This window comes from Clostridium sp. UBA1652 (assembly GCF_002320975.1).
GTDB lineage: Bacteria > Bacillota > Clostridia > Clostridiales > Clostridiaceae > Clostridium_T > Clostridium_T intestinale.
The window spans coordinates 1-21,278 of record NZ_DCLI01000066.1; the positions used below are offsets into that span (position 1 = coordinate 1).

Annotated in this window: 24 protein-coding genes; 1 reads left to right on the forward strand and 23 read right to left on the reverse strand. The window is 29.8% G+C overall.

Going from position 1 to position 21,278, the window contains the following annotated elements; translation table 11 throughout:
* Positions 1-59: 59 nt before the first annotated feature.
* The 22 genes from B3N22_RS12740 to ychF all read right to left on the reverse strand — a co-directional run bounded on the left by B3N22_RS12740 (position 60) and on the right by ychF (position 19,643).
* Complete coding sequence (locus tag B3N22_RS12740) at positions 60-1,175, reverse strand: THUMP domain-containing class I SAM-dependent RNA methyltransferase (protein WP_286907657.1); 1,116 nt, start codon at positions 1,173-1,175, stop codon at positions 60-62.
* A gap of 14 nt (positions 1,176-1,189) precedes the next feature.
* A complete protein-coding gene (pyrR, locus tag B3N22_RS12745; protein ID WP_286907659.1) occupies positions 1,190-1,726 on the reverse strand; it encodes a bifunctional pyr operon transcriptional regulator/uracil phosphoribosyltransferase PyrR in 537 nt (178 codons plus the stop codon).
* 12 nt (positions 1,727-1,738) lie between these two features.
* Positions 1,739-2,647 (reverse strand): RluA family pseudouridine synthase, encoded by a 909-nt coding sequence (locus B3N22_RS12750; protein ID WP_238906529.1) that lies wholly within the window; start codon positions 2,645-2,647, stop codon positions 1,739-1,741.
* A gap of 33 nt (positions 2,648-2,680) precedes the next feature.
* Positions 2,681-3,277 (reverse strand): TraR/DksA C4-type zinc finger protein, encoded by a 597-nt coding sequence (locus B3N22_RS12755; RefSeq protein WP_238906531.1) that lies wholly within the window; start codon positions 3,275-3,277, stop codon positions 2,681-2,683.
* A 132-nt stretch (positions 3,278-3,409) separates the two neighbouring features.
* The gene (locus B3N22_RS12760; protein ID WP_073019779.1) at positions 3,410-4,000 is read right to left on the reverse strand and encodes a DivIVA domain-containing protein; all 591 of its coding nucleotides are present in this window, start codon (positions 3,998-4,000) and stop codon (positions 3,410-3,412) included.
* A gap of 16 nt (positions 4,001-4,016) precedes the next feature.
* Positions 4,017-4,781, reverse strand: coding sequence for a YlmH family RNA-binding protein (locus B3N22_RS12765; RefSeq protein WP_286907664.1), 765 nt, complete (start codon positions 4,779-4,781; stop codon positions 4,017-4,019).
* Between the two features lie 2 nt (positions 4,782-4,783).
* A complete protein-coding gene (locus B3N22_RS12770; RefSeq protein WP_286907666.1) occupies positions 4,784-5,041 on the reverse strand; it encodes a YggT family protein in 258 nt (85 codons plus the stop codon).
* A 22-nt stretch (positions 5,042-5,063) separates the two neighbouring features.
* Positions 5,064-5,519 carry a cell division protein SepF gene (locus B3N22_RS12775; protein ID WP_286907668.1) on the reverse strand — a complete coding sequence of 152 codons (456 nt, stop codon included), beginning with the start codon at positions 5,517-5,519 and terminating at the stop codon, positions 5,064-5,066.
* 18 nt (positions 5,520-5,537) lie between these two features.
* Positions 5,538-6,188: a YggS family pyridoxal phosphate-dependent enzyme gene (locus B3N22_RS12780; protein ID WP_286907670.1), complete on the reverse strand. Its 651-nt coding sequence runs from the start codon at positions 6,186-6,188 to the stop codon at positions 5,538-5,540.
* Positions 6,189-6,382: 194 nt separating this feature from the next.
* Positions 6,383-7,114, reverse strand: a complete 732-nt coding sequence (locus B3N22_RS12785) for a DUF881 domain-containing protein (RefSeq protein WP_286907672.1) — start codon at positions 7,112-7,114, stop codon at positions 6,383-6,385.
* Positions 7,115-7,127: 13 nt separating this feature from the next.
* Positions 7,128-7,466: a small basic family protein gene (locus B3N22_RS12790; RefSeq protein WP_021801423.1), complete on the reverse strand. Its 339-nt coding sequence runs from the start codon at positions 7,464-7,466 to the stop codon at positions 7,128-7,130.
* Between the two features lie 13 nt (positions 7,467-7,479).
* Positions 7,480-8,202, reverse strand: coding sequence for a DUF881 domain-containing protein (locus tag B3N22_RS12795; RefSeq protein ID WP_286907674.1), 723 nt, complete (start codon positions 8,200-8,202; stop codon positions 7,480-7,482).
* 10 nt (positions 8,203-8,212) lie between these two features.
* Entirely contained in the window at positions 8,213-8,959 is a 747-nt protein-coding gene (locus tag B3N22_RS12800; RefSeq protein WP_286907676.1) for a cell division protein FtsQ/DivIB, read from the reverse strand.
* 114 nt (positions 8,960-9,073) lie between these two features.
* Entirely contained in the window at positions 9,074-10,198 is a 1,125-nt protein-coding gene (gene spoVE / locus B3N22_RS12805; protein ID WP_286907678.1) for a stage V sporulation protein E, read from the reverse strand.
* A 21-nt stretch (positions 10,199-10,219) separates the two neighbouring features.
* On the reverse strand, positions 10,220-11,191 hold the full coding sequence (gene mraY / locus B3N22_RS12810; protein WP_286907680.1) for a phospho-N-acetylmuramoyl-pentapeptide-transferase: 972 nt from the start codon (positions 11,189-11,191) through the stop codon (positions 10,220-10,222).
* Between the two features lie 35 nt (positions 11,192-11,226).
* Positions 11,227-12,579, reverse strand: a complete 1,353-nt coding sequence (locus B3N22_RS12815) for a UDP-N-acetylmuramoyl-tripeptide--D-alanyl-D-alanine ligase (protein WP_286907682.1) — start codon at positions 12,577-12,579, stop codon at positions 11,227-11,229.
* A 10-nt stretch (positions 12,580-12,589) separates the two neighbouring features.
* Entirely contained in the window at positions 12,590-14,047 is a 1,458-nt protein-coding gene (locus B3N22_RS12820; RefSeq protein WP_286907684.1) for a UDP-N-acetylmuramoyl-L-alanyl-D-glutamate--2,6-diaminopimelate ligase, read from the reverse strand.
* 86 nt (positions 14,048-14,133) lie between these two features.
* A complete protein-coding gene (locus tag B3N22_RS12825) occupies positions 14,134-16,287 on the reverse strand; it encodes a stage V sporulation protein D (protein WP_286907918.1) in 2,154 nt (717 codons plus the stop codon).
* 86 nt (positions 16,288-16,373) lie between these two features.
* On the reverse strand, positions 16,374-16,868 hold the full coding sequence (locus B3N22_RS12830; protein ID WP_286907687.1) for a cell division protein FtsL: 495 nt from the start codon (positions 16,866-16,868) through the stop codon (positions 16,374-16,376).
* 27 nt (positions 16,869-16,895) lie between these two features.
* Positions 16,896-17,828 carry a 16S rRNA (cytosine(1402)-N(4))-methyltransferase RsmH gene (gene rsmH, locus B3N22_RS12835; protein ID WP_073019804.1) on the reverse strand — a complete coding sequence of 311 codons (933 nt, stop codon included), beginning with the start codon at positions 17,826-17,828 and terminating at the stop codon, positions 16,896-16,898.
* Positions 17,829-17,840: 12 nt separating this feature from the next.
* Positions 17,841-18,269, reverse strand: coding sequence for a division/cell wall cluster transcriptional repressor MraZ (mraZ, locus tag B3N22_RS12840; protein WP_021801413.1), 429 nt, complete (start codon positions 18,267-18,269; stop codon positions 17,841-17,843).
* Between the two features lie 276 nt (positions 18,270-18,545).
* Positions 18,546-19,643: a redox-regulated ATPase YchF gene (gene ychF, locus B3N22_RS12845; protein ID WP_286907689.1), complete on the reverse strand. Its 1,098-nt coding sequence runs from the start codon at positions 19,641-19,643 to the stop codon at positions 18,546-18,548.
* Between the two features lie 145 nt (positions 19,644-19,788).
* Here ychF and pdaA point away from each other — a divergent pair, with 145 nt between their 5' ends.
* Positions 19,789-20,559, forward strand: coding sequence for a delta-lactam-biosynthetic de-N-acetylase (gene pdaA, locus B3N22_RS12850; RefSeq protein ID WP_286907690.1), 771 nt, complete (start codon positions 19,789-19,791; stop codon positions 20,557-20,559).
* 69 nt (positions 20,560-20,628) lie between these two features.
* Here pdaA and B3N22_RS12855 read toward each other — a convergent pair whose 3' ends face one another.
* Positions 20,629-21,270, reverse strand: a complete 642-nt coding sequence (locus B3N22_RS12855) for a cyclodeaminase/cyclohydrolase family protein (protein ID WP_286907693.1) — start codon at positions 21,268-21,270, stop codon at positions 20,629-20,631.
* Positions 21,271-21,278: the final 8 nt, after the last annotated feature.

Below are 21,278 nucleotides of genomic sequence, written 5' to 3' on the forward strand. Positions count from 1 at the left end.
CCGGAGGTTTTCTAGACAATAGAAAAGTCATTACAAAATAACTTGTAATGACTTCTTAATTAGTTCCTATGATATTGATATAAATAACACTTTATTCTTCCATTGTAAAGTTTTCTATTTTTATTGGCTTTATCTCCAAATTCTCTTTGGAAATCTTCGTAAGATGTTAAAACTTCAATTTCTAGAGATGGTATCTTTTTCTTTAGCTCTCCTAGTTTTTTGTAGAAAACCTTTATCTCTTCAAGCTCACCAATTCTTTCCCCATAAGGTGGATTAGTTATTATAAATGAATAGTCCCTATTTAAAGAAAATTCTTTAAAGTCTTGTCTATGGAAATCTATATTTTCTAAAACTCCAGCTAGTTTTGCATTTTCTCTTGCAGTAGCAAGAAGTCTTCCGTCTATATCATATCCTAATAACTTAATATCTTTATTCTTTATAGATTTTTTAGCTCCATCCCTTACTTGAGTCCAAAGTTCTTTTGGTATATTAGGCCAAGTTTCACTTACAAACTCTCTCCTTATTCCTGGTGCTATATCTCTTGCAATCATTGCTGCTTCTATTAAAATCGTTCCAGAACCACAGAAAGGGTCAATCAATGTTTCCATTCCACTCCATCTAGACAGTAAAACCATAGATGCCGCTAAAGTTTCTTTTAAAGGTGCTTCTCCAGCTCTTTCTCTATAACCTCTCTTATGTAATCCAACTCCAGATGTATCAATAGTTAATGTAGCTACATCCTTAAGGAGAGATATTTCTATTTTATAAACTGGTCCATCTTCACTAAAAACTTCTCTGTTGTATTTTTGCTCCATAGCTTTAATAACAGCTCTTTTAACAATTGATTGACAATCAGGAACAGAAAATAAAGTGGATTTTACAGACTTACCTATAACATGCATCTTACCGTCTTCAGGTATAAAGTCTCCCCACTCAATATTTTTTGTACCTTGAAATAACTCTTCAAAAGTAGTTGCAGTAAATTCACCCATTTTAATCAAAACTCTTTCAGCAGTTCTCAAATGGATGTTAGCTATTGCAATATCTAATTCATCTCCTTGAAAATGAACTTTCCCATTTTCTAGTTTTAAGTCTTCATATCCTAAAGTTTTTAGCTCTTTAGCTGTTACGGATTCCAGTCCAAAGGCAGTAGTAGCTATTAAATCATAAAACATTATTTAATTCCTTCCTATTTTTCAAATATTTTAACTGACTCTTCATCGTCTATTTCATTTATTCTAACTGCAACTATTTCTGATTTAGAGGTAGGTATGTTTTTTCCTACATAGTCAGCTCTTATAGGTAATTCCTTGTGTCCTCTATCTATTAATACAGCTAATTGTATCGAGCTTGGTCTTTCATAATCCATAATAGCGTCTATTGCTGCTCTAGCAGTTCTACAGGTAAATAAAACATCGTCTACTATTATTACAGTTTTACTCTTAATTCTAATACCTATGTCATTACTAGCAACTGAAGGCATTTCACTATTTTCAATTAAATCATCTCTATATAAAGTTATATCTACCATTCCAACAGGAACAGTGACTCCTTCTATCTTTTTGATTTGCTCCGAAATTCTTTGTGCTAGAGGATACCCCCTTCTTTTAATTCCTACTAAAACTACATCCTCTACACCTTTATTTTTCTCTATAATCTCGTGAGAAATTCTAACCAAACTTCTTCTAATAGCATTTTCATCTAGTAGTTCAGCTTTTAGCTTCATATCCATCTCTCCCTAACCTCTTAACTTTTCTATTATATTTTTAAAATAGCTTGGCAACTCAGTAGAAAACTCTAGGAATTCTTTTGTGGTTGGATGAACAAATCCTAAAGTTTTAGCATGTAGCATCTGCCCCATTAATTTAAACTTCGATTTTTTATAACCATAAACGGGATCCCCTACTAACGGATGTCCTATGTGAGCCATATGAACTCTAATTTGGTGGGTTCTCCCAGTTTCTAAATTACATTTAACAAGAGTAGTATAATCATAATTTTCTAAAACCTCATAATGAGTTATAGCCTCTCTACCTTCTTTAACTATAGCCATTTTTATTCTATCTTTTGGGTCTCTTCCTAACTTTTCATTTATAGTTCCAATATCATTTTTTACTCTTCCTTCAACTAAAGCATAATATTCTCTTTTCATAGAATGATCTTTTAGTTGAGCAGCTAAAAAATTATGACTATTATCATTTTTTGCAACTACCAATATCCCTGAGGTATCTTTATCTATCCTATGAACTATCCCTGGTCTAATGACTCCATTAATACCTGATAAATCTTTACAATGATAAAGTAATGCATTTACTAATGTTCCTGTATAATTACCTGGTGCAGGATGCACTACCATCCCTTGAGGTTTATTTACTACAATAACATCATGATCTTCGTAAACTATATCTAGTTTTATATCTTCAGCTTTAACCTCTAGCTCAAGAGGTTCAGGTAAGTTTACTTCTATAATATCATTAAGCTTTAATTTGTAATTACTTTTTATTAACTTATCATTCACTTTTATATTATCATTATCTATTAATCCTTGAATAAAACTTCTAGACTTATTTTCGATAACTTCTGATAGATATTTGTCTATTCTTTTATTAACTTCTTCAGAAGTTATCTTAAATATTAACTCTTCCATTAAAATACTACTCCTCATACTAAAACAATAATCTTAGTCAGGTAGTCCTGCCTTATATTGTTCATTACTTATCTTTTCTATAGGTTCAACATACATCATATCATCATCACCGGAATATTCCAAGTCTTCTATCCTATTAAATTTCTCCACAGCTTGATAACTATCCTTTTCATCAAAACCTGTGTAATCTTTACTTAAATGCTCATAATAAAATGGTGTGCCAATAACCTGTTCTTCTACAGGTCTTTTTTCTTGATTTCCTATAGAGCTTATTAACTTCTGACAATCTATACAATATTCTGCATAAGGTATAAACTCTAATCTTTCTTCTGAAATCTCTTCACCACAGGATTTACAGGTTCCATAACTTCCTTTCTCTAAAGATTTTAAGGAGTTTTCAACCTGTTCTAACAAAACCTCTTCTTTTCTTTTTAGAGCCATACCTCTTTCCATATCATACACATCTCCTGCTGCATCTGCTGGATGGTTATCATAATGTGATATTTCTGAAGCCATTTCTATATTAATACTTCCAAAATCATTTTTCTCTAGATTATCTATTATTAATTTAATTTTATCTTTTTCTTTTAATAATTTTTCTTTATATATATTGAACTTATTTTTATCCATCTAATCAACACCTCTCCGATAGTTTATAATATACTATTACTATTGTTTTCAAAATTAGATGTTTTTATAACATTCAATATTACTATTAAAATTAAAAGAAGCAAAATCTATTAGATTTTGCCTTTTTATCACTTATTTATTAGCAAAGAAACTTTTTATTTGATCTAAATCATTACTTATTTCTTCTTCGTCTTCATCATTAAGATTTAAATCTACTGCTACTTCTTTTTCTTCAATATCTTCTAATGGATTTGTTATATTATAATTTTTAATAAAATCCTTTTCCAAATCATCAAAAGTTTCTAATTGAGTATTCATGAAGTTCCTAAATTTCGCTCTAAACTTAATGAACTCTTGTTTTATTCTATCAAACTCATCGTTTATTTGAACTACATCTGCATGAGCTTTATCTAATATCTTTTGAGCAGTATCATTAGCATTTTTAACTAACATATCAGCTTCTTTTTTTGCTGAACTTCTAGCTTGCTCAGCTGCATTTTGAGCTAATAGTAAAGTATTTTGAATAGTATTTTCTATTTTTCCATAATGTTCAATTTTCTCTGAAAGTGCAGATACTTTTTCTTTTAATAAGGCATTGTCTTTGTAAAGTTCCTCATAATTATCTACAATTTCATCTAAAAACTCATCAACTTCTTCTGGATTATATCCTCTTAATCCTTTTTTAAACTCCTTATTGCTAATATCCATTGGAGTAATTTTCATCTGTATCACCTCTACATTATGTATATTTTTTTACTTTTATTTTCAACTTATCACTTTTCGTTTTCCCAGTAATTTCTGAAATAATAAATTTACCTTTTCCTCTAATAGTAATAGTACTATTTAACTTTACTTCATAACTCTTATCTATATTATTAGAATAGTTAACTAAAATCTTTCCCGAATTAATTAGTTTTACTGCTTCACTTCTTGAAACATTAGCTAAAGATGCTACAACAGAATCTATTCTTAATGAAGCTATATTTATATTGCTTTCTGTAAACTTAACACTAGGTAGCTCTTCATTACTCTCAACTATTTTTACATCACAAGGATTTTTCCCAATAAACTCTAAGTTATCAATCAAAAAATCAGTCAATTCTTCAGAAATAGCTACAAAACATTTATCATTGTCTAGAATTAAGTCTCCTAATTTGTCACGTTTTATTCCTAATGATAATATTCCACCTAAATAATCCTTATGTTCCAAGGTTCTAAATCTTGATTTATTGGTTATCTCTAATATTTTCATAGGGAAAGGAGCCTCATATAGATTATTAAAAGCAATCATTTTTCTTTCGCAGTCCTCAAAACCCCCGTTTATTTCTACACTAATATCTTTAGATATTCTTTCAGTAAAATACATCCATATATTAGGAGTCAAAAAACTTTGTGAGAACATAGGAATATTATATTCCTTAGAAAGACTGTATTTCTCTAATAATCCTATAGCTAATATAAGTTCTTCCCCTTCAAATATTCTAGTTAGTTCCTTTTTATCCATTATTAAAATATTAATCTTAATAGCTTTTCTATTATATTAAGTGCTATTAAAGCTAAAAAAGGTGACAAATCAACAGGAATATTTAAATTTAATTTACTTTGCAATTTTTCAAAGGGCTCTAGTATTGGCTTTGTAAAATTTTTAACTATATAATGATATTTTACAGGTGAACCCATAGATTCCATTAAAGAAAGTATTACATCTGCAAATATTGCAAATTGAATAACTTTTATAAATAGTGAGAGTGTAGTATATATCATATATTATTTGCCCTCCTGAGCTTTATTTACTCCAGTTAAACATCCCTTTTGAAGAAAGTTCGCTTTTTAATTCATTTGTTACTTCAACATTTGATGGTGATAAAATATATACACCTCTTTCTATCTCTTGTAGTTCCCCTGCTAAAGCAAAACATGCTCCAGACACAAAATCTAATAACCTTTGGGCAATTCTTGTTTCAAGTGCAGATGTATTAATAACCACAATCTTTCTTGATTTTAATGCTTCACAAATCTCAGTAGCATCATCATATACTGTTGGCTTTTTTATAGTGACCTTTGCAGAAGAAGCAGTATGAATATTTACTACTTTATTATTCTTTTTATTTGACAATACAGGTTCAACTTCATCCATTGCTACTTCTGAAAATTCTTCACTATCTTCAAATTCTTCAAATTCATCTTCATATTCTCCAAAACCAAATAATTCTTTTACTTTATCAACCATTTTAGCTGCCATATCAATTCCTCCTAAATTTTATCTTTTCCCAAAAATGCCTTGCCCAACTCTAATCATATTACTTCCTTCTTCTAAGGCAGTTATATAATCACTACTCATTCCCATGGACAAGTGCCTCATTGTTATATTTTTGAACTTCTGTTCTTCTAATTTATCCCATATGTTTTTAGTAGACTTAAAATACTTTCTATTTTCTTGCTCATCTCCTTTAGGTATAATAACCATTAATCCTAAAGCTTTAACATATTTACATTTTTCTATTTCATTTACTAAAGCATCTAGTTCTTCCTCAAAGATACCTGCTTTAGTTTCTTCTTTCCCTATGTTTATTTGAATTAATACATTTGCTATTTTATCATTACTTCCATAGATTTTCTCTATTTGTTGTAATAACTTAATAGAATCTAGAGAATGAATAAGAAAAACCTTATCTACTATATACTTAACTTTATTTGTCTGTAGATGACCTATAAGATGCCATTTTACATCTTTATGAAAGTTATCGTACTTTTCTAAAAGTTCTTGAACTTTATTTTCTCCAAAATCACGTATTCCATAGCTATAGGCTTCTTCTAGAGCTTCTAAAGGTTTAGTTTTAGATACAGCTATAAGAGTTATGTCATCTTCTAAAGTTTCTTTAATTTTTTGTATATTTTCCTTTATGCTCAAAACTTCATCTCCTATTTCTATATATTCTCCAAAATATATATATTTCCTTCAAATTCATATAATTAATTATAATACAAAACATAGCTATTTGGAAGAGTATGACTTTATTTTCTATTATTTTTGAAGCAATTTAATAATCTCATTAAAATAAACCGCCACAACAAAAATAAGTTTTTATTGTGGCGGTTTATTTATTAATTTGTGTATTGTTCCATAAATTCTGGTTTTGTTGTATTTATTTTAGCCCTCATTATAATCTCTTTTACTTCCTTTACTTTAACGTCCACGCCTCTTGCTTTTAAGCCGGTTATATATGAATTATCACTCGCAAGAAAATCTTGAAGAACTTTTGGTTCTCCTATTACTTCAACCTCAAAAGGTTGTGGAATCTGTATATCTCCATAAATCCTAAGAAATGGACCATCACATATCAATCCCGAAAACGGATATATACGATATCCATTTATAGATATTGCTTCTGTACCAACGGCTCTTAAATCATTAACTACATTTATCATATCATTATCATGAAGTAAATAAAACCACATCATCTTTGGATCTGTTATACCTAAGCTTTCATAATCACCATCTCTTATAGTAATTTTAATTCCTGATCCTTTAGTATCTTCAAAGCCATCTATCATTTTATATAAACTAAGTTGAGATTTTAAGTCTTCAATTATTTTTTCATTTTTTTGTTCAGAGTATGTATAATCGTTAAGTTTATTTATAATTTCATCATTGTTAGTATCTAAAGCATTTATCTCTTGTCTTAATTTAGTACGCTCATCTACAGCCTTACTATATTCATTTGCTGTTAGTTGAATATTAGAAGACGTAGATGATAAATTTATATTTAAAGCTATTAAAACACCTATTATTATGGAGGCTATAAAAACAAAAATACTTGCTTCATTATATTTCATCCTTAAACCTCCATTAACGAGATTTCGCTTTTTCTAATAATAATCTTCTTACAATAGCAAAATTATCAAAAATTCTGCCTCCAAAAACAATAACAGCGGCTATGTATATAGGTATCCCAAGTTTATCTCCTAAATAGGCTAAGGCTGCTGCTAATGCAGCATTACCAAAAAATCCAGAAATAAATACATCAGCTTGAAAATTTTTAGATAATGAAGCTCTAACAGCTCCAAAAACTGAATCCAAACATGCCAAAATTGCTACTGACATATATGGTGAAAACTTATCAGGAATATTTATATTAGTTGTCAATCCTATAATAACTCCAATTAAAAGTCCTATAAATGCTATCATTTAATCACTTCCTTTACTTAACAGGTTTTATATAATTAGAATTTAATCCTTTTACACTTTTCTTTATTACAATCTCATCTGATGGTTCTATTTCTTTTTTATAACTTCCTAAGTTTTGAAAATTCAAAGTATTAGCAAACTTTAGTGCAGCATCAAGTGAATTTTTATCACCTATAGCTTTAATTATAATTTCTTTACTTGGATCTACTCTTCCTTCACTTCCTATGTTTACTACGCTACCAGAATTTTTTATACCTGTTTGAGGTGTTAGTCTATAATCATTAATAGATACAGCCTCCGCCCTTGCAAACCATAAACTATTAACAAGATGTATTAATTCTAACTCATCTAATAATGTAGCACTTTCTTTATTAGATGAAAATATATCACTTTTAGGTGTTATACGCAAAATAATCCCTTGCCCTTTTACATCTACTGTACCTGTAATCATTCTTGTAGTATCCAACTCTTTTTTAATGTCCATGTCAACAGCTCCAGATTTTGCAGCTTCATCTTCTATCTTTTTTAGTTGAGCCTGAAGATCTTCATTTTGTTTTTTTACATCATCTCTTTCTACCTTTAAGCTTTCTACTTCTTTTAATATATCTGTAGTAGCAGAAGTACTTTGCTGTTTGTTTTCTTCTCTAGCGTTTATTAATTTAAATTGATAGGATAAGAAAAATCCTAAAAGTGCACATACTATTGCAACTGCTATCTGAGAATAAAGTCTTTTCATGTTATACCTCCTATTCCTCTTTTATAACGGGATTGCCTTCCACACTAACATCAATGTAACCTTTTTTTATATCAACTTTATCGTTTTTCAATATATTGACGGCATTATTTAACTTTCTAGTCAAGTCAAAGTTTCCACCTATTTTTATAAGAACCTCATTACTATACAAACTTATATTTGATAGGTTACTAATATCTAACTTACTAAACTTAATGCTAGAAGTATTTGAATTAATAAGAGCACCAAAATCTTTAATTATTTCTAATATCTTTTCATCTTCTGTTATTTTTTCACCAATTTCTTTATCTTGTATAGTTATACCTTCTAATTTAACTAAATCATCTTCACCAAGCTTTTTATCAAGAACCTTTCCACTTTCATCAAGTGCATAATAATTACCATTTTGTTCAACTGTAAATATCTTTTTATTTTCTTTTACTTCAACAGTTAACTTATTAGGAAGGGCTTTAGTTACTTTTACATCTTTTATATAGGGATCATTTTTTAATATTGATTCTATGTAACTTCTTTTTACGTAAAAAATATTCCGTCCCTTTATCCCTTGAAGCTTATTTTCTATATCGTCTTTTAAAGCAACTTCATTATCATTACTGACTATTTTAACATTATTTATGTTAAATATTGGTGCCTTAATTAAGAACAGTATTAAAAGCCCTATTAATACCATTAATAAAGCTATAGTTTTTTTTATTTTTTTTTTTCTTTTTTTCTCCTCTATATATTTTAATGCCTCCACTTAAGCTCTCCTTACAAAAAATCTTATATTTATAATAACACTTTAACCCATTTTTTTCATTACAATTTTATTAATTTTAAATTATTTCCAAAAAAAAACTTTGCTTACGCAAAGTTAAAAGACCTCTGATTTTTCTGTTTGCCTTGATATATTTAAAAGTATCCCCATGGCCGTCATATTTATAACTAAGGCACTACCTCCATAACTTATAAAAGGAAGTGGTACTCCTGTAACTGGCATAGAACCTGTTACAACAGCTATATTTATTATTGCTTGAACTGCTATTACAGATGTTATTCCTACAGCTAATAATGTTCCATAGGTATCTTTAGCTTTTATAGCTATTGTTATCCCTCTCCATATAAGTATTCCAAATAAAGCTATTATGAAAAGGCATCCTATAAGGCCTAATTCCTCTCCAATAATAGAAAATATAAAGTCATTATGTGGTTCAGGCATATATAAGGTTTTTTGTCTTGATTGACCTAATCCAAGTCCAGTTATTCCTCCAGAGCCTAATGCTAAAAATGATTGAATAAGCTGATACCCATTTCCTGCAGGATCTTGCCATGGATTTATAAAATTAAGAAGTCTAGCTTTTCTATATGGCTCTGATAAAATGAAAAATACTGCACCCGCAAATAAAACTGGTAGTATAACTGCAAAATCTTTTAATCTTGCTCCTGAAATAAATAAAACTATTAATGTAACTATCATTATTACGGATGCAATAGATAGATTTTTTTGTAATAATACCATTCCCGCAAAAAAACCTGAAAAAGCTAAATATGGCAGAACTCCATAAATTAATCCTTTCACTCTTTCACCTTTTTGCTCTAAGCTTAAAGCTAAAAACAGTATTACTGCATATTTTGCAACCTCTGAAGGCTGTAAACTAAGAGGCCCAACTTTTATCCATCTCTGCGCTCCTTTTACTTCTGGAAAGAAAAATACTGCTACAAGTAAAAGTACTGTAACTATTAATATAAGGGGTGTAAGTTTTTTTAATTTATGATAGTCAAACGCTATCATAAAAAGCATAGCAGCTATACCAATTACCGCAAAAAACGCCTGCCTTTTAAGAAAATACATAGAATCATTTTCTTTCATCACATACATCCCGTAATACGTTGAAGCAGAATATACCATTACTACTCCAATAGCTAATATAAAAAATACTACATAAAACAATGGATAATCTATTTGACCCATTTTAAGTTTAGAGTTAAATTTTTTCATTCATTAATCCTCCATAAATTATTAGAGAGAGAGAAATCCTATAAAACATAATACAACTGTTATAATTGAAAAAATCGTCACTATCTTAGTTTCGCTCCATCCCATATTCTCAAAATGATGATGAATCGGAGCCATTTTAAACACTCTTTTTCCAGTTAACTTAAAGGATGAAACTTGAATTATAACTGACAAGGTTTCTATTACATATATAGCGCCAATTATTACAACTATAAATGGAATCTTTAATAAAAGAGCTACTGTTGCAACCGCTCCCCCTAATGCTAAAGAACCCGTATCTCCCATAAATACTCTAGCTGGAAAAGCATTAAATCTTAAAAATCCAAGTAGCGATCCTGCTAAAACTATAGAAAATATAGTTAAAGTATAGTTTCCTAAATTGAAACTTACTATTGATAAAAATGTCATAACTAAAATAGTAATTGAAGTAGCTAATCCATCTAATCCATCTGTTAGATTAACTGCATTAGTAGTTGCAGCAAAATAGAAAATAACAAAAGGTATATATAAAACTCCTAAGTCCCATTGAGTATTTATAAAAGGTATATTTATCTTAGTACCAAGTTCGACATAACTATAATAAGATAATACACCTGAAACAATTAAAAGCAGGATCATTTTTTGATACGCCCTTAATCCTAAATTATTTCTTTTAACTATTTTAATTATATCATCCAAAAATCCTATAAACCCAAAAGCAATGAAAGCAAATAAAGCAACAAAGGCCTCGTCTTTTATATCTCTAATCATTATAAATGTGACAATTGTAGTTGAAGTAATAAAGATAAGTCCACCTATAGTTGGTGTTCCAGCTTTCTTTAAATGACTTTGAGGTCCGTCCTGTCTTATATTTTGTCCAAATTTCAAATTATACAACCCTTTTATAATAGGTGAACCTATTATCGTTGCAACTAAAAAAGATAAAATCAATGATATTAACATGTCTGTACTTATAAAATCCATAATCTTATTCATGTCCCCCTACCCCCGGGACACCTCCTTTGTAAATATTATTTAACGGCATCCACTATTTCTTCAAATTTCATACTTCTTGAAGCTTTAACTAAAATACTATTACCTATAATAACATTAGCTTTTAAATACTCTATTAACTCTAGTTTCGTATTAAACACTTTAGTATCCTCTCCAAAACCTTCTTTATAAGCTTTAGAGAAGTCTCCAGTTACTAGTAGTTCATCAACCTTTATCTCTTTAGCATATTCACCAATTTCTTTATGAGCTAAATAGGATTCGTCTCCAAGCTCTAACATGGTTCCTAATACAGCTATCCTTTTATTACATTTTATATTATTTTGAACCTCTAAAGCAGATTTCATTGATTGAGGAGATGCGTTATAACAATCGTTAATAATTACATAACCCTCTTTATTTCTAATAATCTCAAGTCTCATGGGTGTTCTTGCTAAGTTTTTTAATCCCTCACTTATATCATCATAACTTACACCAAGCTCAACACCGCATCCTATTGCTAATAAGGAATTTAACACACTATGCTCTCCAGGTACATCAATATTAAATTTATGTTTTTCATCATCTTTATTAAGTATAAACTCTATAGATTCTTCCATTAGCTTTACTTCTGTAGCTTTTAAATTAGCTTTTTCGTTTAATCCACAAGATACAATTTTATAGTCTTTATCTTTAATAGAAATTAAAAATGAATCTTCCCCATTTATTATCAAAGTATTTTCCTTAGTAAAATAATCTGTTATTTCCATCTTAGCTTTAAGTATACCTTCTTGAGATCCTAAATTCTCTATATGAGATATTCCTATGTTTGTTATTACGGCAATATCTGGTCTTGCAACCTTAGCTAGGTTATGTATTTCTCCAAAATTATTCATACCCATTTCTAAAACCGCTACTTCATAAGATTCATCTAGAGAAAATATCATAAGAGGAACACCGATTTCATTATTAAAATTTCCTTTTGTCTTAAAAACTTTAAATCTTTTAGATAATGCTGCTCCAATTAAATCTTTTGTAGAAGTTTTTCCTGTAGAACCTGTTACCCCAATTATCTTTATAGGTAATTTACTTCTATAATACTCTGCTAAGTTTAATAGAGCTTCTTTTCCACTCTTTACCTTTATGAGTGAACAATCACTATTCTCAGGAATTTCAATTTCTTCATCTACTATACAAAGCTTAGCTCCACCTGTTATAGCATTAGGAGCATATTTATTGCCATTAAAATTCTCGCCATTTAGTGCAATAAATATACTATTAGGAGAAATTTCCCTACTATCAGTTGAGATTTTATCAAATTCAGTAATATTTCCTTTAACTATAAGTGTTCCGTCAACAGCCTTAACTATCTCTTCCAAAGTTAATTTTTCCATAGTTTACTCCTTAAATTTTAGCTAATATTTCTTTTATTATCTTTCTTTCATCAAAATCTATAGTTTTCTCTTTTAAAACTTGATAGGTTTCATGTCCTTTTCCTGCTAATATAAGCACATCACCATCTTTAGCAATCTTCATTCCTTTTTCAATAGCTACATGTCTATTCTCTTCAACTTCATAATTGTTCTTTTTAAGTTCTTTAACTATATCATTAATTATTAGTAAAGGATCTTCTGTTCTTGGATTATCAGATGTTATTATACTGTAGTCAGCAAGTTCAACAGCTATTTGTCCCATTTCTCCACGTTTTTGCTTATCTCTATCTCCACCACATCCAAAAATACAAATCAATCTATTGTTTGTAAATTTCCTTGCGGTTTTTAATATATTCTCTAAACCATCTGGTGTGTGTGCAAAATCTATTATTATTTCATAATCATTAGGATACTTCCCAACTACTCTTTCACATCTTCCAGCTACTACAGTTTCCTTTAATGCATTTATGATGTTTTCCCAAGTTATATCTAATATCCTTGCTGATGCTATGGCTCCTAAAGCATTATAAATATTATAATCACCTGGTATCTGTAGTACCATATCTTTAGAGTCCTCTTTATATCTTACATTAAAGTTAGATAAAATTCCATTTACAGATATATTACGCGCATCAAAATCTCCAGAATTATTTATAGAATATGTTATTATATTTCCTTCTGAACCTTCAGAAATAAGATCTCTTTTAACTCTTTGTCCATATTCATCATCCATATTTACTATTTTGAATTTAGAATTCTGGAATAGCTTATATTTAGCTTTATAATAATTTTCAAAAGTTAAATGAAAATCTAAATGATCCCTTGTTAAATTAGTAAATATACCTATATAAAATTCTACTCCATAAACTCTGTTAAGCTCTAAAGAATGTGAAGATACCTCCATAATACAATATTCAACTTCTTCATCCACCATTTCTTTAAATAACTTTTGTAGTTCAAATGACTCAGGAGTTGTTCTCTCTGTTTTTATAACCTTGTTTCCTATATAGTTAGCTATAGTTCCTACAAGTCCTGTTTTATGTCCTGCTTTATCAAGTATTGATTTTAACATAAATGCAGTTGTTGTTTTACCATTAGTTCCTGTAACACCAATTATCTTCATCTTAGATGAAGGATTATCATAATAGTTAGAACTAATTACAGCTAAAGCCTTTCTACTATCTTCAACTAAAACCTCAGTAATTCCATGATTAATCTCTAATTTCTTCTCTGTGATTATAACCGTTGCTCCGTTATCAATAGCTGATTTTGCAAACTCATGCCCATCAACCTTAAATCCCTTTATACAGACAAATAAGTCTCTTGATGTAACTTTTCTATTATCATATCTAATTTCTTTTACATTAGTTTTTAAATCCCCACTGATTAATTTATAGTCTAATCCTTTTAATAAATTTTCCAGTAACATAAATACACTCCTTAAAATACTATGCTAGTATTCTTTCCATAATAACCTTATTTTAAACAAAAGATGAGCATGTGGTAAACCACATGCTAAAATCCTCCATCTTGAGTATCATTAGATAATTTTAATTTTACAGTAGTTCCTTTTGAAATAACATCCCCAGGTTCAATACTTTGTTCACTAATTAATCCAAAGCCTTCATATTCATACTTTAATCCTAATGAAGTGAATAATTTAGTTGACTGCTCCTTGCTATATCCTTTAACATTCGGCATTATTATATCCTTATTATACTCTTGGCTTGAACCTGTATAAATATTTAATTTACTTCCTTCTTTAACTGAATACCCTGGTATTGGAGATACTTTTGTTACATACTCTCCACTTCCATCTATCTCATAATCTAGTTTTAAGTCTTTTAACATTTTCTTAGCATCCTGAACCTTAAGTCCTCTGATCTCAGGAATTACTACTTCCTTAGCTAAGCTAGCAGCACCTATATTATCTGCATTACTTTCTAAATAGTTGAATATATCACTAAATAATGTGTGTGCAACTGGAGCTGCTATCATACCTGCATAATAATCAGTTCCACCAGGTTCATCAATAGAAACCATAACAGTTATCTCAGGATCATCAATAGGCGCCATTCCAACAAATGTTGATATATAACCTTGATATGTTTTTGTGACTGGATTAACTTTTTGAGCTGTACCAGTTTTTCCTCCTATATGATATCCTTCTACAAAAGCTTTTTTTGCAGATCCTTCAGTTACAACTCTTTCAAGATATGATCTTAAAACTTTTGTTTTTTCTGTAGTAGCTACTGTTCTAGTAGTTGGTTCAAATTTTTCATCTATTATTTCGGTTCCATTTTCATCTTTATGTGATACTTGTTTCATAACGTGAGGTTGTATCCAAGTTCCACCATTAGCCACTGCATTAAATGCTGCCATGTATTGGATAGGGTTAACAGTATTTGTTTGACCAAAAGCTATAGTCGCAAGGTCAACTTCTGAAATATCTTTTAGGGGCTTAACTATTCCTTTAGCTTCTCCTGGTAAGTCTACTCCACTTACCTTTCCAAATCCAAAGTCTGCAATATGTTTAGTTAAACTTTCTTTTCCTATTCTTTTTCCTAATTCAATAAATCCAACGTTGCAGGAATTTTTTATAATGTCAGCAAAGGTTTCAGTTCCATGACCTGAAGTTCTCCAGCATTTTATAGTTCTTCCGCCAACAACAGTAGATCCATTACATACATAAGTTTCTCCTACATCTCCTACTCCATCTTCTAAAGATGATTGTGCAGTAAATACTTTAAATATAGATCCAGGTTCAAAGGAGTCCGATACACTCCTATTTCTCCACATCTTTTGTAATTTTTCACTTGAATTATTTCCTTCAAAACCTTCTGCACCATCATATGGCTTGTTAGGATTAAAGTCTGGTTTATTTGCCATTGCTAATACTTCACCATTTTTAGGATTCATTACAATTACACTTACAGCTTTAGCCTTATTATCACTTAGAGCTTCTTCAGCAGCTTTTTCTGCAAAGAATTGTATGCTTTCATCTACCGTTAATGTTAAATCTTTTCCATCTACAGGCGGTGTAAACTTTGAAACGGTATATGGTAATTCTTCACTTCTACTATCAAGTTCCGCTATTCTCATTCCAGGTACACCTGAAAGTTGCTTATTATATTGAAGCTCAACTCCCCCAAGTCCCTGACCATCAGAATTTGTTACCCCAAGTACTTGCGCTAAGAAATTATCATTTCTATAATATCTTTTAGTATCTGGTGATACTATTACCCCACTTATATCTAATGCTTTTACCTTATCTGCTTCTGCTTTTTCAATTCTTCTAATTAAGGTAGCAGATCCTGCTAAATTCCCAGAAGGTAGTCTCGTCTCAAGTTTCTTTACAACATCTGTAGTCTCCATACCTACTGCCACCGCTATATCTTTAGCAATATCGTCATTGACTTTTTTCACTTTTTCTAAATATTTTCTTATTGCGTTTAAATCAAAGTCCACTCTATACACATTAGCTGATACTGCAAGTTCCTTTCCATTTCTATCTAGTATTTTTCCTCTTCTTGCATCAATTTTAACTTCACTTGTCCATTGTTCAATTGCTCTCGCTGAATACTCTTGTCTTTTTCCTATCATTATATAAGATAACCTTAAGGACAAAACAAAGAAGAATATACACAATCCTGTTAGTACAAGTCTCATTCTTTTTTTACTTGTAGCGTTATCTCTATAGTTTTTTTTCACAACTAAACCCCCATATTATTACTGATACAAAAACTAAGATGCACCTACCAAAGTGCATCCTTTATGTTTTCAAATAGGCCGTTTTTCATATCTTTATTTAAGTTATTTTCATTTTGAGAAAAGTTATTTTCAGATAAGTCTATCTTTATAACATTTTCTTTTTTGGGTGTTGTCATTCCTAACCCGTTTTCTGCATTGTTTTTAATGCTAGATAAAGATGAAGCCTTTAATATCTCAACATTTAACGCCTCATTTTCTGCTACTACTGAATTTATTTTGTTATCTAGATCAGCTATGGAGTTTTGTATTTTATAAACGTGGGAATCTCTCATTATAGTTGCAAATCCGAGTACAAAAACTATGGTAATTACTTGCCCAACTCCGCTTCTGATTTTCTTCCTTTTCTCATTTATTCTTATGTTTCTTTGTTTTTTGGCTTTCTTTAGCTGCTCATATTTTTCCCAATCAAATTCATTCTGTTTTCTTTTTGGACTTAATGCTGTATTACCTTTTATATAATCATATTCCTCTAATTTCAATTTATTCACATCCCCATTCTTTTATACCTAAATCTTCTCTAAAACTCTCAATTTTGCACTTCTACTTCTAGGATTAACTTCTATTTCCTCATCTGTTGGTGCTATAGCCTTTCTAGATAAAACTTTTACCGTTGGCTTTTTCCCACACGCACATATTGGAAACTCTTTTGGACATTTACAAGGATTCTCTAAGTCTCTAAACTTATTTTTAACAATTCTATCTTCTAAGGAATGAAATGTTATAATTGCTAATCTTCCATTGCTATTTAGTTTTTTCACACTATCATCTATAGCTTTATCCAATATTTCAAGTTCACCATTAACTTCTATCCTTATAGCCTGAAAAGTTCTTTTAGCTGGGTGAGGACCATCTCTCCTAGCTTTTGCTGGTATAGCAGCTTTAATAATATCTACTAATTCTAATGTTGTCTCTATAGGTTTTTCATTTCGCCTTTTTACTATAAATGAAGCAATTCTTTTACTAAACCTCTCCTCTCCATAGTCTTTTATAATTCTATATAAGTCCTCTTCTGAGTAATCATTGATTACATCGTAGGCACTAAACTCCTTGTCTCTATTCATTCTCATATCAAGAGGCGCATCTTGCATATAGCTAAATCCTCTTTCACCAGCATCTAGCTGATAAGATGAAACGCCTAAGTCCATAAGTATTCCATCAACTTTTTCAATGTTAAGTTCTTCTAAAATATCATAAATATTATGAAAATTGTTATGCACATATATAACATTGTTGTAGTCTTTTAACTTTTCCTTTGCTGCATTTAATGCATCTGTGTCTTGGTCAATTCCTATTAGTCTTCCATCATTATTTAAGTTACTTACTATATGCGATGAATGACCTGCGCCACCCATTGTACAATCTACATAATAACCTTGCTTTTTAATATTTAACGCTTCTATACATTCCTCAAGCAATACTGAGACATGTTTAAATTCCATTAATACCACTCCTTAAATGCCTAAATCGCTCATTTTTTCTGCCAAACTGTCATAATCTATATTTTCATCATTATATTCATTCCACTTGTCTTTGCTCCAGATCTCTACTCTAGTAAGTACTCCAATACTTACTATTTCCTTTTCTATCTTCGCATATTCTAAAAGATTTTGTGGTATTAACCCTCTTCCTTGCTTGTCTAACTCTATCTCAGTGGCTCCAGAAAAGAAAAATCTAACAAAGGCTCTAGCATCTTTATTAGTAAGTGGCAATGACTTCAATTTCTCTTCAAGTATTTTCCATTCGTTTAAAGGGTATGCATATAGGCACCCATCAAGCCCTTTAGTTAAGATGAATTTATTGCCTAATTCTTCTCTTAACTTAGAGGGAATAATCATTCTATTTTTGGCATCTAGTCCATGATTATACTCTCCTATAAACATTTCACACCTCAAAAACTACTTTCTATTTATTCTACACCACTTTTCACCACTTTTAACCACTTGATATATATATTCTATAGTAAATTAGAAAAACCTTCAATATTTTAGAAGGTTTTTTTAATATTTTTTTAAATTAGTCAAAGTTATTATTATACAAATTAGTATAGTTCTTTAATAATTATGCAAATATGTATTGATTGCTTACTAGATTTCCAAGCAAAAAAAGATTGCTACACCCAAATATAGGCATAACAACCTTTTAACTCCAGAAATATATTATACGTTAAATCTAAAATTAACTACATCTCCATCTTTCATTACATATTCTTTTCCCTCTAATCTATATAATCCTTTTTCTTTTGCAGCAGCTTCTGATCCTAATTCTACTAAAGCATCAAAGGACACTATTTCAGCTCTTATAAAACCTCTTTCTATATCTGAGTGAATTTTTCCAGCTGCTTGAGGTGCTTTAGTCCCATTTACTATCGTCCAAGCTCTTACTTCTTGAACTCCAGCAGTTAAGTAACTCATTAACCCTAAAAGTTTGTAGCTAGTTCTAATTAGTTTATCTAAGCCAGATTCAGTAAGTCCATACTCTTCTAACATTTCTGCCTTTTCTTCTTCCTCTAAACCTGATAGTTCTTCTTCTAATCTAGCAGCTACAATAACAGTTTCAGAGTTTTCACTTTTAGCATGTTCTTGAACTTTTTTAACCAAGTCATTTTCAAGATTTCCACTCATCATATCATCTTCAGATATATTACATACATATAACACAGGTTTTGAAGTTATTAAAAATAGAGATTTTACAATTTCATCCTCTTCTTCTGTAACTTCTAAAGTTCTCACTGGTTTATTATCTTCTAAGTGGGCTTTAATTCTTTCCATTAAAGAATATTCTGCTTTAGCTGTTTTATCTCCAGATCTAGCTAACTTCACGCTTTTTTCCATTCTTCTCTCTAAAACTTCTAAATCAGAGAATATTAATTCTAGATTAATTGTTTCTATATCTCTTATTGGGTCAACCGATCCTTCAACATGAACAACATTTTCATCATCAAAGCATCTAACTACATGACAGATAGCTGCAACTTCTCTTATATGAGATAAGAATTTGTTTCCTAATCCTTCTCCTTTTGAAGCTCCTTTAACTAAACCAGCTATATCATAAAATTCTACTGAAGTATAAACCTTCTTTTTTGAATTATATATCTTCTCTAATACATCTAATCTTTTATCAGGAACAGCAACAACACCAACATTCGGTTCTATTGTACAGAATGGATAATTAGCTGATTCTGCTCCAGCTTTAGTAATAGCATTGAAAAGAGTGCTCTTTCCAACATTAGGTAATCCAACAATTCCAAGTTTCATTTATGTACATTCCCTTCTTTCATTTGTCTATCCTTTAAAATTATACTTTATTAAGTTTTTTATTTCAATAAAAGAAAACCAATATTGGAATAAAGTACTCTACTAAATATTTTAGAAATACAAAAACTATTTTTGAGGTGATAAAATGAAAAGTATAAGTAAATTCTTAAGTTTAATTTTTATTAGTTTAAATATTTTTGCATTTAATACAAATGCAGAAGATTTTGATAGCAAAGAATATGATTGGTACTTTCACTCAGATGTTAAAGGTCAAACACCTTCTTCACCCAAAGAAACTGCTAAGTTTAATTCTAAATATTCTACCTATTATTTAGGTAATACACAAGAAAAAGTTATATATCTTACTTTTGACCAAGGATACGAAAATGGAAATACCCTTAAAATTCTAGATATATTAAAGGAAGAACAAGTTCCTGCAGCTTTTTTTGTTGTTCGTCCTTATTTAAAAGATTACCCTGATATAGTTAAAAGAATGGTTGAAGAAGGTCATATCGTTGGCAATCATAGTTCTCATCATCCTTCAATGGCATCAATAAGAGATGAAAAAAAGTTTGAAAAGGAATTTAAAGATGTGGAAGAACTTTTTTCTGAGATAACAGGAAAAGAGATGCCTAAATACTTTAGACCACCTATGGGAAAATATTCTGAACTTTCATTAGCTAGAACTGAAAAGCTAGGTTACAAAACAATCTTTTGGAGTTTTGCTTATAGAGATTGGATTCAAGAAAAACAACCTAGTGAAGACTTTGCAATAAAAAAGATAACTGAAGGTTTTCATCCAGGTGAAATAATGCTACTTCATTCAGTGTCTAAAACAAATACTGAAGTTCTTAAAACTATTATTAAAGAAGCTAAGAATCAAGGATATACCTTTAAATCTTTAGCCGAATTATAAATATTAAATAAATTAGGTCTTTAGATATTAAAAAATCTAAAGACCTAATTTTTATAATTAATTCAGTTTTTAACCCTCAATAATACTATAAACCTTACCTACAAACATTTCTTTTTTCTCAATTGACTCTTTAATTATATTATCTATTTCATTATTGACCGAAGCTTTAAATTCTTCATTAGTTAAATAAGCTAAATTAATCTTAACATTCATAATTGCACTTTCAATTGTAGAATGAGTAAGAATTGCTGAAACTCCAGCATCAGAAATAGCTCCCTTATTCCCATACTTAACCCCAATCTCTATTTCCTTATATAACTCTAAAGCTTTTCTCGCTAAATTTAGAGGAGCTTCTAAAGCCTTTATTGTGTTTATTTCTATTTCTTTATTTCTAAATCCTACTTCTTCCTCAGTACCTTTAGGAAGTTTATATGAATTCATTAAACCTTCAAAAGCACTTTTATCTTCTTCCATTGCCTTAAAAAACTCATTTTTTAAGTTTTTAGTTCTTTCTATAGAAACCAATACCAAACTTTTCTCTTCATCAGTTAAATTGTTAAAAGCTTTTTTGTTAACAGTTAAACTATAAACCATGTTATTTAATCCTGAGGCTAAAGCTCCAACTAAAGCAGCTACACTTCCACCTCCTGGTGTTGGTTTTTCTGACGATAAATCTTCGATAAATGTTTCTAAATCTAAATTTTTAAACATATCTTCAC

Coding starts and splice junctions, on each gene's coding strand:
- B3N22_RS12740 (WP_286907657.1), bottom strand. CDS start 1,175: ATGTTTTATGATTTAATAGCTACTACTGCCTTTGGACTGGAATCCGTA.
- pyrR (WP_286907659.1), bottom strand. CDS start 1,726: ATGAAGCTAAAAGCTGAACTACTAGATGAAAATGCTATTAGAAGAAGT.
- B3N22_RS12750 (WP_238906529.1), bottom strand. CDS start 2,647: ATGGAAGAGTTAATATTTAAGATAACTTCTGAAGAAGTTAATAAAAGA.
- B3N22_RS12755 (WP_238906531.1), bottom strand. CDS start 3,277: ATGGATAAAAATAAGTTCAATATATATAAAGAAAAATTATTAAAAGAA.
- B3N22_RS12760 (WP_073019779.1), bottom strand. CDS start 4,000: ATGAAAATTACTCCAATGGATATTAGCAATAAGGAGTTTAAAAAAGGA.
- B3N22_RS12765 (WP_286907664.1), bottom strand. CDS start 4,781: ATGGATAAAAAGGAACTAACTAGAATATTTGAAGGGGAAGAACTTATA.
- B3N22_RS12770 (WP_286907666.1), bottom strand. CDS start 5,041: ATGATATATACTACACTCTCACTATTTATAAAAGTTATTCAATTTGCA.
- B3N22_RS12775 (WP_286907668.1), bottom strand. CDS start 5,519: ATGGCAGCTAAAATGGTTGATAAAGTAAAAGAATTATTTGGTTTTGGA.
- B3N22_RS12785 (WP_286907672.1), bottom strand. CDS start 7,114: ATGAAATATAATGAAGCAAGTATTTTTGTTTTTATAGCCTCCATAATA.
- B3N22_RS12790 (WP_021801423.1), bottom strand. CDS start 7,466: ATGATAGCATTTATAGGACTTTTAATTGGAGTTATTATAGGATTGACA.
- B3N22_RS12795 (WP_286907674.1), bottom strand. CDS start 8,202: ATGAAAAGACTTTATTCTCAGATAGCAGTTGCAATAGTATGTGCACTT.
- spoVE (WP_286907678.1), bottom strand. CDS start 10,198: ATGAAAAAATTTAACTCTAAACTTAAAATGGGTCAAATAGATTATCCA.
- mraY (WP_286907680.1), bottom strand. CDS start 11,191: ATGAATAAGATTATGGATTTTATAAGTACAGACATGTTAATATCATTG.
- B3N22_RS12815 (WP_286907682.1), bottom strand. CDS start 12,579: ATGGAAAAATTAACTTTGGAAGAGATAGTTAAGGCTGTTGACGGAACA.
- B3N22_RS12820 (WP_286907684.1), bottom strand. CDS start 14,047: ATGTTACTGGAAAATTTATTAAAAGGATTAGACTATAAATTAATCAGT.
- B3N22_RS12825 (WP_286907918.1), bottom strand. CDS start 16,287: ATGAGACTTGTACTAACAGGATTGTGTATATTCTTCTTTGTTTTGTCC.
- rsmH (WP_073019804.1), bottom strand. CDS start 17,828: ATGGAATTTAAACATGTCTCAGTATTGCTTGAGGAATGTATAGAAGCG.
- mraZ (WP_021801413.1), bottom strand. CDS start 18,269: ATGTTTATAGGAGAGTATAATCATGGACTAGATGCCAAAAATAGAATG.
- ychF (WP_286907689.1), bottom strand. CDS start 19,643: ATGAAACTTGGAATTGTTGGATTACCTAATGTTGGAAAGAGCACTCTT.
- pdaA (WP_286907690.1), top strand. CDS start 19,789: ATGAAAAGTATAAGTAAATTCTTAAGTTTAATTTTTATTAGTTTAAAT.
- B3N22_RS12855 (WP_286907693.1), bottom strand. CDS start 21,270: ATGTTTAAAAATTTAGATTTAGAAACATTTATCGAAGATTTATCGTCA.